The 10,998-nt window shown below is 47.3% G+C and carries 11 protein-coding genes and 1 pseudogene; 10 read left to right on the top strand and 2 right to left on the bottom strand.

What is annotated here, in order from left to right; all coding sequences use genetic code 11:
- Positions 1-574: 574 nt before the first annotated feature.
- From ACCI49_RS21885 to ACCI49_RS21865, 5 genes and pseudogenes are all read left to right on the top strand, one after another.
- Positions 575-3,061 carry a thrombospondin type 3 repeat-containing protein gene (locus ACCI49_RS21885; protein WP_371841361.1) on the top strand — a complete coding sequence of 829 codons (2,487 nt, stop codon included), beginning with the start codon at positions 575-577 and terminating at the stop codon, positions 3,059-3,061.
- Positions 3,062-3,597: 536 nt separating this feature from the next.
- Positions 3,598-3,786: a hypothetical protein gene (locus ACCI49_RS21880; protein WP_371841360.1), complete on the top strand. Its 189-nt coding sequence runs from the start codon at positions 3,598-3,600 to the stop codon at positions 3,784-3,786.
- Positions 3,787-3,826: 40 nt separating this feature from the next.
- Positions 3,827-4,300 (top strand): serine hydrolase, encoded by a 474-nt coding sequence (locus ACCI49_RS21875; RefSeq protein ID WP_371841359.1) that lies wholly within the window; start codon positions 3,827-3,829, stop codon positions 4,298-4,300.
- A 118-nt stretch (positions 4,301-4,418) separates the two neighbouring features.
- Positions 4,419-4,796: pseudogene (locus ACCI49_RS21870) on the top strand (serine hydrolase); the annotation flags it as partial.
- A gap of 247 nt (positions 4,797-5,043) precedes the next feature.
- Positions 5,044-6,102 carry a linear amide C-N hydrolase gene (locus tag ACCI49_RS21865; RefSeq protein ID WP_371841358.1) on the top strand — a complete coding sequence of 353 codons (1,059 nt, stop codon included), beginning with the start codon at positions 5,044-5,046 and terminating at the stop codon, positions 6,100-6,102.
- Positions 6,103-6,332: 230 nt separating this feature from the next.
- Here the strand turns inward: ACCI49_RS21865 and ACCI49_RS21860 are convergent, their stop codons facing one another.
- The gene (locus ACCI49_RS21860; RefSeq protein ID WP_371841357.1) at positions 6,333-6,665 is read right to left on the bottom strand and encodes a hypothetical protein; all 333 of its coding nucleotides are present in this window, start codon (positions 6,663-6,665) and stop codon (positions 6,333-6,335) included.
- 141 nt (positions 6,666-6,806) lie between these two features.
- Here ACCI49_RS21860 and ACCI49_RS21855 point away from each other — a divergent pair, with 141 nt between their 5' ends.
- From ACCI49_RS21855 to ACCI49_RS21835, 5 genes are all read left to right on the top strand, one after another.
- Positions 6,807-7,028 carry a hypothetical protein gene (locus tag ACCI49_RS21855; protein ID WP_371841356.1) on the top strand — a complete coding sequence of 74 codons (222 nt, stop codon included), beginning with the start codon at positions 6,807-6,809 and terminating at the stop codon, positions 7,026-7,028.
- A 329-nt stretch (positions 7,029-7,357) separates the two neighbouring features.
- Positions 7,358-7,636, top strand: a complete 279-nt coding sequence (locus tag ACCI49_RS21850; RefSeq protein ID WP_371841355.1) for a type II toxin-antitoxin system ParD family antitoxin — start codon at positions 7,358-7,360, stop codon at positions 7,634-7,636.
- Complete coding sequence (locus ACCI49_RS21845) at positions 7,611-7,949, top strand: type II toxin-antitoxin system RelE/ParE family toxin (RefSeq protein WP_371841354.1); 339 nt, start codon at positions 7,611-7,613, stop codon at positions 7,947-7,949. The genes ACCI49_RS21850 and ACCI49_RS21845 overlap by 26 nt, the downstream gene beginning before the upstream one ends.
- An 836-nt stretch (positions 7,950-8,785) precedes the next feature.
- On the top strand, positions 8,786-9,391 hold the full coding sequence (locus tag ACCI49_RS21840) for a BRCT domain-containing protein (RefSeq protein WP_371841353.1): 606 nt from the start codon (positions 8,786-8,788) through the stop codon (positions 9,389-9,391).
- A gap of 38 nt (positions 9,392-9,429) precedes the next feature.
- Positions 9,430-9,903, top strand: a complete 474-nt coding sequence (locus tag ACCI49_RS21835; protein WP_371841352.1) for a hypothetical protein — start codon at positions 9,430-9,432, stop codon at positions 9,901-9,903.
- 654 nt (positions 9,904-10,557) lie between these two features.
- Here ACCI49_RS21835 and ACCI49_RS21825 read toward each other — a convergent pair.
- Entirely contained in the window at positions 10,558-10,893 is a 336-nt protein-coding gene (locus ACCI49_RS21825; protein WP_371841351.1) for a YnfA family protein, read from the bottom strand.
- Between the last annotated feature and the right edge of the window lie 105 nt (positions 10,894-10,998).

Genomic DNA, 10,998 nt, shown 5'->3' with positions numbered 1-10,998 from the left:
TCTGGAACTGTCAAACTATGCGTGCCTCCCCAGCAAAGCTGGGGGGTCTCCCATTTTTACTAGGAGGGAATCCAAATCCCAAAACTCAGAGATTAAAAGCGTTAAGACGTCGGCCTCGCATTTAACTGCAGATCGCTCATCTGCCAACAGCCACCCCAAAAAGAAACAAAAAAATCCCACAAGTAACATCTTCTTATTCTCAACGAACTTAGTGACAAACTCACCAAACAGCATAACCTTCAGTTTCGGCGCCCATATCACCACCCTTCTGACAAAACTTCACGCTTTTAAATTACAGGCAATATAACCCAGAAAATCACCCGCCAATATTTTGCCAATCATCACAATTTCACTGAGAAAACACGCATATTTATCAACACCTAAAATCTGCCAATGCCGCTGCATACAAAAGTATTAAAAGTACAGCTGCGTATTTTCAGAAAATATCTACAGGGAAGTGGGGATCGGGAAGCGAGTACCTTTATTTCATCGCGCGCTTCTATTCCAAAAAACAGGACCCAGCTCTTCTTCTCCAATAGATAACAAAAATATTTTGTTTTCGGAGACCGCTACCATGCAAAAAATACATTTCACTGTATTTTTTTTCTCACTACTACTATTGAGCGCTTGCGGCTCAGATGGCGGTAGAGGGAATGCCGCCCAAGACTTATTCCCGGATGCTAGCACTTCAGACACAGATGGAGATGGTGTCGAAGACAAGAATGACAATTGCCCGCAGACTTCTAATTCAGATCAAACTGACAGTGATAGCGACGGTGCAGGCGACGCCTGCGATAACGACGATGACAATGACAAGCATCCCGATTCCGAAGACAACTGTCCGCAAGTAGAAAATTCCGACCAAGCAGATAGCGACAATGACGGGGTTGGCAATGCCTGTGATGAAGACCTGGATGACGATGGAATAGTCAACGACAGCGATAACTGCCCCGCTGCACCCAATCACGAGCAGGGGGATATCGACAACGATGGGGTTGGCGATGTCTGTGACAATGACAGGGACGGTGATGATATCACCAATACCCTGGATAACTGCCCGAATGCTGCCAACTCAGATCAAGCTGATCAGGATACCGATGGAATTGGCGATATTTGTGATACCGATAATGACAGCGATAATGACGGCCTGGACGATGGTGTAGATAACTGTCCACAAACTTCCAATGCAGATCAAAGTGACATCGACGGAGATAATATCGGTGATGCCTGTGATCGGGATGATGATGGCGACGGTTTAGATGACAATACCGATAACTGTCCCGGTACCGCTAATGTCTCCCAAGGGGACCAGGATAACGACGGCATCGGTGATGTCTGCGACTCCGACCGAGACAATGATGGCGTTGAAAACCCAAGTGATAATTGCCCCACTATCTCAAACTCCGACCAAAGTGATATCGACTCCGATGGCAAAGGCGATCTATGCGATAGCGATGATGACGCCGACGGTATCAACGACGAATCAGACAACTGCCCTGCCAATGCCAATGCTGACCAAACAGATACCGACAGCGATGGCAGCGGAGATGCTTGCGATAGTGATCGTGATAATGATGGCGTAGATAATGACAGCGATAACTGCCCTCTGGACCCTAATGAAAACCAGGCAGACGCCGATGGCGATGGTTATGGCGACATCTGTGACGATAACATTGATATTGATGGCGATTTTATTCCGGACAGTGTCGACAATTGTGTAAATACCCCTAATCCTGGCCAGCTCGACCAGGATGCCGACGGTATCGGCAATGCTTGTGATACCGATCTAGATGGGGACAACGTCAACAACGAGATTGACAACTGCCCCAATATCCCTAACCAAGGCCAAGCAAACAATGATGACGATGGCCAGGGCGATATTTGTGATACCGACGATGACAACGATGGTGTAAACGACCTCATCGATAATTGTCACTTCACCCCGAATGCCGACCAAGCCGACACCGATGGTGATTCCATTGGAGACAACTGTGATATAGATCTGGATGGTGATGGCGTTTTAAATGAAGACGACAACTGCCCGAGTGTCCCCAATACATTCCAGCGGGACCAAGACAACGACGGCATCGGCGATGCCTGTGATACCGACAGTGACAGCGATGATGACGGCTACGACGATGGTGAGGACAATTGCCCGACAACCCCGAACTCCAATCAGAGCGATCAGGATGGAGACAATATCGGTGATGCTTGCGATAGTGATCTTGATGGTGACAACACTGACAACAGCAATGACAATTGCCCTTTCATCCCGAATGATCAAAGCGATAGTGACAACGATGGTACTGGTGATGCCTGTGATGAAGATGATGACGATGTGGATAACGATGGAGTAAAAGACGACATAGATAACTGCCTCACTATCGCCAATCCCCTTCAAAACAACACAGATGGAGATCTCTGGGGAGACCGGTGTGACCCGGACGTAGATAACGATTTACTAGAGAATGATATCGACAACTGTCCACAGACCAGCAATCGATTACAGGAAGACTCGGACAACGACGGAGTTGGTGACGCTTGCGACTTCGACAATGTTCTTTCCTGTACTTCCTTCGAAGGCCTCGAAGTTATGGATGGCGTCAATGTCGAACTGGCTCACGGCATAAGTGCGCCCTGTGATGGCTGCTCGGTAACGGCTGTCGATCGGGTTACCAACGGGATTCTCTCCGATGCCGCAAGAATGGCAGTGGTTAAAGGGGCAGGGGGAGATGTCTATATCCAGATCAATCACGACATGGTGAAAACCGGTCGCTTTATGATCGGGTTCCTGGTGGAGAATGCAAACTCACTGCTGGACACCATTTACCTGGATAGTATCGCTATCAGCACCTACCTGAATGGCACTGCCACCGGTGAAACTACCAGCGGCTATATGTTGGCGCCTTTCAAAGTGAATGGCGCGCACAACCACCGCCTGTTGATCGCCACCACCACTGCAGACTTTAATCAGGTACGTCTGAGCTTGAAAGGACTGGGGCTAAGCAACAATCTCTTGGATGTCTACCTAGCCTGTGCAGTACCGGTAAATCAACCGTAACAACTTCAGTAACCATAACAGCAGCAGCGTCTTGATGGCGCTGCTGCTTTTTTATTTCAAAATAAAAAGTTTTTCCAAAAAAAGTCAGATCAGATTTATGTCCGAGTTGAAATCCTTCAACTCTTCCTTACCCTCCTTCCACCAGCACCCACAATTCCACGAAAAAATAATCCAGCAAGAACCTCATTCAGCACGAGTTAAGCAAGTCTCATAGATACTAATCAAAATTTGGGTCAGCAATAACAATACTTGCTATTCACTTTGTGCGATCGTCCAAAAACACTCTTCACCCAAATTATTACTAAAACAAACCATTCAGACAGCTTCGCATTAAAAACAGGGGTATCCAGCTGACTGCGTTCAAACTTTGTAAGAGGACTTCTATGAACATTTGACAAACTAACTTTTAGTACGGCCGACCTAAGCCACCCCCAAGTGAAACAAGGAAGACACATCATGAAATGAACTCAGCTCCACGCAACACTAATCCGTTTTTTGCAATTACAACCATATTAATATCCAGCTGCGGAAATGGAATGTACGACAAAAATGAAGTAAATTGGAGTAATGAATCAGAACCACCCACCGCAATCATCAAGACTGGCATGAGGTCAAAGATTGATAGATTAATCAAAAAAACCATGGAAGATAACGCTATCCCAGGTATGGCAGTTGCCGTTATCTCCAACCCAGAGATGCCCGTAATATGGTCGAAAGGTCACTAGAAATACCCCCTTCGGGTTGGCCTCTGTAAGCAAAGCAGTAATGGGGACGGCAATCGCTAAAGCACAAGAAAATGGAAACCTGCACCTGGAACAGGAGGTACAAACGCTACTGGCCAATGAGAACTTTCGCATTGACAACCCTGACTCCCATCCTATTACTCTGAGACATCTGATCACTCATCAATCTGGTATTGATGATAGCCAAGCCTACCTGTGTAGTTACTATATTGATCATGGTGATGGCACCCACACAAAGTTGGTTAACCTCAGAGACGCTGGATTTTGCCCTGAAAGCAGCCCGATTACCCTGAATGGTTTTCTAGCGGCTTATCTTGATAATGGAGGAGAATTTTACAATCTGGAGCAGAATTTTACTGGGCAAACACCGGGCCAGGAATACCTCTACTCAAATATCGGTGCATCATTAGCTGGTTATGCAATGAAGGTTGCTACTGGTTTCTCCTTAGCCGATTATGCACAGAGAGAAATATTTACCCCCCCTGGGCATGAATAATACAAGCTGGCGACTTACTGACCTGGCCCCAAATAATGTAGCAACTCCTCACTACATCATCGAAACCAGCTTAGCTCCATTACCCTTCTATGATCTAGCAACCTAGCCAGATGGGGGCTTAAAAAGCAGCGTGTCAGATATGGCATTATTTTTAGCCACCATAATGAATGATGGAGAGCTGATATCAAGGAAATCAGATATAAGATTTCTAGAAGCTGACTCTGTAACTCAGATGCTAACTCCAGTTAATGGAGACGTTGGTATTTTCTGGCCTACAAACTGGATATGGAACTATGGTGGAGAGGATCACTACCTAATCGGCCATAATGGCGCCGACCCCGGATATTTTTCCTACTTGGTTTTTCATCCTATTGATAAAGTTGGCGTAGTACTTTTAGCTAACACTGATAGGGATTATGTGAATTTAGAGAGCGTCAAGTCAGTAATCAAAGCACTATTTAAATCAGCCAAAGGGCTTAAAAAAGACAAGCATTAAACCTGACCATCACAAAAATGGTAATTTTACGGCGGCTCAATATCTTACACAACTTGAGCCGTCAAATAAAAACCCATAAACGATTCTCATCTGTAGCAGACAAACTTGAAAGAACTGCAAATCAATTGGGTTTTTTAAACTTTCAGAAAGTCACTAAGCACATCAGGTCAAAAAGTTCATTTTACTCAATCAATTCATCTTCAATGTACTATCATTTAGGCTTAAATCATGCCATATGGACAATGAGATGATTAAACAGGCAGCAGGTCATATTCTATTTTTAGCTGCATTATACACTTTACTTACTCCTTCACCTATTCATGCATGCTCACGTGGAATTTGGAAAAATGAACAGGGGGTATTTGCTGCCAGGACTATGGACTGGGGCCATTCATTTAATGATGCCCTATTAATTAACCCGCGAGGCATGGAGATGGTTGGCGAGGAGGGCAAGAATCCAGCTAAGTGGACCTCCAAATATGGCAGCGTTGTACAAAGTATTATCCCATATGCTCGCCAGTTCGGATTTTCAGAAAATGATGGTGCCACAGATGGTATTAATGAAAAGGGGTTGGCAGCTCATATTCTTTACTTGGGTGAAACTCGGTACTCAGAACCCAATAATGTACCCGGAATATCCTATATGCGCTGGCTGCGCTTTATATTAGATAATTATGCCAATGTGGCGGATGCCGTTGAAGGCATGAAAAAAGTACGAATATCTCCAGTAAAAGTGGGAGAAGAAGTACTCGGTGCCCATATGGCAATAGAAGACCCAACGGGTGACTCAGCCATATTTGAAATCATTAATGGAAAATTGATCGTACACCATGGTAAAAAATATACAGTAATGACCAATGACCCGCCCTATGACTGGCAATTGGTAAACCTTCCTTTCTATCAAGGATTCGGCGGCAATAAATCAGTTCCTGGAGGCATCGAAGGAGCTGACCGTTTTGTTCGATTATCCTATTACCTGAAGCACCTTCCGGAACCAAGTAATGATATCCAAGCAGCTGGCTATATCCTTAGCGCAATTCGTACTGTTACTGTGCCCTTCGGCGCACCCTATAGCCGGGTCGGAGCTAGTGGAGAAATTAAAGAGGACGCCACTTACCCGACCTGGTGGCTTTCACTAATGGACTTAGATAAGAAGATTTACTATTTTAACTGGGTGAAAAATCCAAATATTATCTGGGTAGACTTAAATAATATCGATTTTTCAAACAAAAAAGGAAAGCGTATTATTGACCCTAAAAATCCAGATCTGGTTGGAGATATTACCGGCGCCTTTAAGTCGCTATGAGTCTGGTAATTGAACTACTACATTAATTACATGAAACCTGCTGAAACCATCAAGGGGAACTCGGTCAGTCAGAATAGCGCGGATTCAATCTTGAAGTGTATACCGCTTATGTGTACTAGTTGAGACTTGATCTGACAGTTACCGGTTTTTCAGTAGGAGTTCTGTCAGGTTAAGTCTGTATTCTGCGTCGCCGGCCTGTGCGAGCTTATGCGGCACAGGCCGGCCCTCGGTCAGCGCGTAGACCAGGCGTTCCACTGCCCGAACCTCACCGCCGCCAGGTTACCGCGGGGATCTGCTCCGGCAGTGCTGCCAGCCCCTGGTCGCCTTGCAGCCACTGCCCCCAGGCTCAGGTTGTAACTGCGCATCAGTGGCAGGATTTCCGAGGGTGCCAGCTTGCCCCAGTCAGACTCCAGCGCACACACCCGGTCTACCGACAGGCCACTGGCGTCGGCGATGTCACCCTGGCGGGTACTGCTGGCCTGCCGGGATGCCACCAGCCGGCGCCCCGGCGTTAAATCGCGCCAGTCGGCAGGCAATTTTGCCCAAAGTTTTGGACGTTTCATTCCAAACCACAGAAAAACAGGAAGTATTCAGAAATATTTTAGTAATTTGGCCCACCGGTGGGCCAGCCATATTGGAGTTGTGACCGGCTTGACAGTTAATGTGGCCAGGTTGATAGATCGCAATTGCGAAGGGAAGTATCGATGAAGGAAAACAATAAGATTATTCGTCTTAAGGATGGGCCCGCCCCTTGCCGCGCCAGCGTGGACAAGGCAAAAACCGTGGCCCTGTACATTGCCAAACGCCTGGGTGCTAATTCAGAACAGGCCAAAGCCGCAGTATGCGCGGCAGCGCGCGGCGCCAAAGGGGAGAAACCGATGCAGAAAAGCTGCTACTGTGCGCAGCGGCCGACGGTAAGAGTATAAGATTTGGGGCGGCAAGCCGCCCCGTCTCCCAATTGAGCTAGCGGGGTCACTGGGAGTAAGCCCCCACCGTTCGGCCCCAGTGTACCGCCCCCCCCCAGCGGCGCCATCCCCAGGTGTCGCTACTTTCCACCCCTCTTACTCTCAAAAACCCGGGTTTGCGGCAGGCAACCTTTGACATACGCGCAGATTTGCATAGGCCGTGCATATCTGCGCGGCTTTATGCTAGTATTCATTTTGAATATTCAGTGGTACTTATGAATATTCATCACCCCGTGAGTGAGTACTAGAAATTATTATTTTTATAACAATCAGCAGGCAGAGGGCGACACATGGCTAATACCAGCATGACCTTAGGCGCGCACTGGGAAGCGTTCATACGCGACCAGGTGGGATCGGGCCGTTACGGTTCTGCGAGCGAAGTGGTTAGGGATGCCTTAAGGCAGATGGAAGAAAAACAAAGCCAGTTGGAGGCATTGCGTGAGCACCTGTCTAAAGGGATGGCTCAGGCCCAGCGAGGTGAGTTTTCTGATCTGACGCCGGAGGGTATTGAACGGCAACTGGATCTAGAGGATCAGATTTCCAATGGTAGGATTTCAAATAACGAATAATGCGGCTGAAGATGTAATGGATATCGCCCGCTATGGGCGTAAACACTGGGGAGCCGAGAGGGCGCGCTCGTACACGCAGGATCTGTACGAGCGCTTTCAATGGCTGGCAAACTTTCCCGCGGCAGGGCTGCAGCGGGAGGACATAGGCGAAGGATACCGCTCTTACCCGCATAAGAGCCACGTGGTGTACTACACAAGGCTCAGTGGGGAGCAGATCGCAATACTGGGCGTACTGCATGGTAAAGCCGATCCGCTGAAACACTTTCCAATTGGTGACGACTGGGCAAGCAGTATCAGTGATGTAGAGAGTTAACTCGTTACCACTGCACCGGCCAGATAAACCGCCCATGAGGCGGTTTTTTTGTGCCCTACCCTTCCGCGTTTGAAGCGCGAAGGGGCGAGCAAACTTTAGTTTGTGAGTTCTTCAGCACACGTTTTTTGAGCATCCTGCCGGTGCTTGTTAGGCTGCACCCCCAAACGCCCAGGACACGGGCGGGAAAATTATTGAAGCCAAACTTCCGTCACTACTGGAAACCCTAAGTCCGGTGAACAGCCAGTTAGCGCAAGGTTGACATCTTTTCCCGTTGCATGAGCGCTAAGAATTGCTGAATAGCTAGATTTGCTTAAGATGCTATCGCTCAATTCTAAGTAAAGATACTCGGAATTTGAGCACTTTCCCGGGTTACTTGCCCCAGCCTGAGTAATTAATATACGAGTGTCTTGGATTCTAATTTTTTCGATCTTCCCAGAACTCCTCCCATCATATGCGAACGAAACATTAGATGTTGCGACAAGGAGTAGAGCAATTAGCAATTTTCTCATGATATTTGAATGACCTCTTTGATCAAATAGTAACCAGGCATGGTGAGCCCAGGCTCAAATCACCTGCTGCAACCACTTTCTCTTGCAGCGATTTTACATGCAATTAAATCAATAGAGGCGGGGAAATTGTCTTGTGAAAGGGTCGCATTTCAAACGCGGCCCCTCCAACCCCCTTAAATCACGGCTGTTTTGGCAACCCCCCCTTTCGCTGCCGCCCGCACAGCAACCCGTGCAGCTTGGCCAGCCCCTTGCCGCTAGCGCATCAACGGAAATCCCGATACTCTGGCACTATATCTTGCACGTTAAGGACAATGGCAAATCGTAAAAATGGATATTTTTACACGATTTAATAGAAAGCACCTTCAGGATAGGCAGATAGATACGCTTATCGGATTGAGTAAGGGAATAGCCGCTGATGGCTTGGTAAATCAAAGTGAGGCTGAATTCCTCCACGACTGGCTTTATCAAAACAGCGAGACAAAGAACCCTATTATCTTAAACCTTTTAGATAAGGTTTCCGGGATGTTATCCGATGGGGTGCTTGATAAAGAAGAGTCTGCGGAATTACTCGCAATCCTAGAGTCCATATCCGGTGAAATCTCCGAGTATGGGGAGGTTCCGAAGACATCCACCTTACCGATTTGCACCCCGCCCCCAAGCATACATTTCATCGGGAAAGCATTCCTATTTACTGGCACCTGTGCCTATGGCTCGCGCAAAGAGTGTCAAGAGGTCATTGACTCTCTAGGAGGGGTCAACGCCCCTAGAGTAACCAAGAGTTTGGATTACCTGGTTTTAGGCACCTATGTGACAGATTCTTGGATACATGAAAGTTTTGGGAGGAAGATCGAGAAAGCGGTTGAATATCGTGATTCCGGCCTTCCACTAGCAATAGTGACAGAAGAGCATTGGGCAAACGAAGCCAGGCTGTAGACGGGAATGAGGTACATCCTTAGGGAAACAAGGGATTTGTGCGAGTAGAAGAAATCGATCTATTAAAGTCAATGTGGAAATCTAGGTGTACCCGAGACACAATACTTATAGTTCCAAAAGTGGTACATGGCAGGCTCAATATCTCACTGGATAACGAGCACTGGGCATTTCATGTTCCCTACGCTTTTCGTGATGCCTTGGATATCAGATACGATCAGAGGGTAAAGAAAAAAAAGAAGTATATGGTCTGGACCCAGGGACCAATTTTGAAGTTTAAAGAGGGTGACACCCTTAAATCCAGGGATGGCAAAACATCCGTACAAGTAAGCTCCGCGAATAGAATGGGCTGGGATACAGAAAAAAATGAGATGTATCGCGGTGTTGTTATCTATAAAAAACACAACATCGTTGATGGGGTATACACAAAGGCAGGCGACTACCTCACCTGCCAAATGGAGTTCTTGAAGTTGTTGATTTATGGGAAGAACTCTTGCCGGAAAGTATCTGTATAGGGGTAAGTGAAGGTTAGCGGCACCCGCCTCTCCCTACTGGATTTCAAATCCAGAGGGGCCGTGCTGCAAACGCGGCCCCTCCACCCCCCCTTAAATCACGGCTGTTTGGCAAACCCGCCTTTCGCTGCCGCCCGCACAGCAACCCGTGCAGCTTGGCCAGTCCCTTGCCGGTGCCCAGCAGCTTCGCGGCCTGATCCACCGCTAGCGCATTGAATCACTCCGATCAAGGTAGGCAGTATGCCAGCGATGCCTACCAAGCGCTATTGAAGCAGCATGGAATGGTGTGCTCAATGAGCCGTAGGGAAAATTGTTGGGACAACGCACCGACTGAACGCTTTTTTAGCAGCCTGAAACGAGAGTGGTTAACAGGAAATCTCTATACAACAAGGGAGGATGCGATAACAGATGTGAGAGCCTATATCGCTTATTAAAACTCACGCAGAATACATACAACGCCGGGGGATGTAACCCCCATCGAATTTTAGAAATGTGCTTAAAGAGGTGTCCGGCTGGACTTGACCACAACACCATTCTATTCTTGAGGTAAAATACAATTTCAAATCTAGAAACCTCACATAGTGAATAGAGATTAAGACCTCTCGCCGGCAGTAAATTATCGAAGCTACCATCCCGTTCTAAACAAGGAGCACAATGTTAATCCACTTGTCGTGGAGCAAACATAATTACACACATACCTACTACAGCAATACACGCACCGGTTATATCCCACACGGTTGGCCTAACGCCATTTATTAGCCACAACCACATAATGGATGTAAAAATATAAATGCCACCATAGGCGGCGTAGACACGCCCCGCGGCAGTAGGGTGAAGCGTTAACAGCCAAACAAACAAAGCAAGGCTAATACCACCAGGTACTAATAACCAAGCGCTCATTCCCTGCTTGATCCAAAGCAGAGGAAGATAGCAGCCCGTAATCTCAGCAAGTGCAGTAAGTAAAAATAGAGCCACTGTTTTTAATTCAAACATTACAGCAAACCCGCAATCAATCAAAATATCTAAAGAGTATCGGTAAGCGTCCGGCCATCACACCTTGGCAGCAGGTGCCCAGTTATGTGGCAGCAGCTCGCCGAT

The sequence above is a fragment of the Microbulbifer epialgicus genome, from assembly GCF_041447265.1.
In the GTDB taxonomy this organism is placed as follows: domain Bacteria; phylum Pseudomonadota; class Gammaproteobacteria; order Pseudomonadales; family Cellvibrionaceae; genus Microbulbifer; species Microbulbifer epialgicus.
The sequence above is the reverse complement of the archived record's forward strand: the minus strand, read 5'-3'. Positions and strand labels throughout refer to the sequence as shown.

Bases quoted from the DNA above. Each gene is read 5' to 3' on its own strand.
- ACCI49_RS21885 (WP_371841361.1), top strand. From the start codon at position 575: ATGCAAAAAATACATTTCACTGTATTTTTTTTCTCACTACTACTATTG.
- ACCI49_RS21880 (WP_371841360.1), top strand. From the start codon at position 3,598: ATGTACGACAAAAATGAAGTAAATTGGAGTAATGAATCAGAACCACCC.
- ACCI49_RS21875 (WP_371841359.1), top strand. From the start codon at position 3,827: ATGGGGACGGCAATCGCTAAAGCACAAGAAAATGGAAACCTGCACCTG.
- ACCI49_RS21865 (WP_371841358.1), top strand. From the start codon at position 5,044: ATGATTAAACAGGCAGCAGGTCATATTCTATTTTTAGCTGCATTATAC.
- ACCI49_RS21860 (WP_371841357.1), bottom strand. From the start codon at position 6,665: ATGAAACGTCCAAAACTTTGGGCAAAATTGCCTGCCGACTGGCGCGAT.
- ACCI49_RS21855 (WP_371841356.1), top strand. From the start codon at position 6,807: ATGAAGGAAAACAATAAGATTATTCGTCTTAAGGATGGGCCCGCCCCT.
- ACCI49_RS21850 (WP_371841355.1), top strand. From the start codon at position 7,358: ATGGCTAATACCAGCATGACCTTAGGCGCGCACTGGGAAGCGTTCATA.
- ACCI49_RS21845 (WP_371841354.1), top strand. From the start codon at position 7,611: ATGGTAGGATTTCAAATAACGAATAATGCGGCTGAAGATGTAATGGAT.
- ACCI49_RS21840 (WP_371841353.1), top strand. From the start codon at position 8,786: ATGGATATTTTTACACGATTTAATAGAAAGCACCTTCAGGATAGGCAG.
- ACCI49_RS21825 (WP_371841351.1), bottom strand. From the start codon at position 10,893: ATGTTTGAATTAAAAACAGTGGCTCTATTTTTACTTACTGCACTTGCT.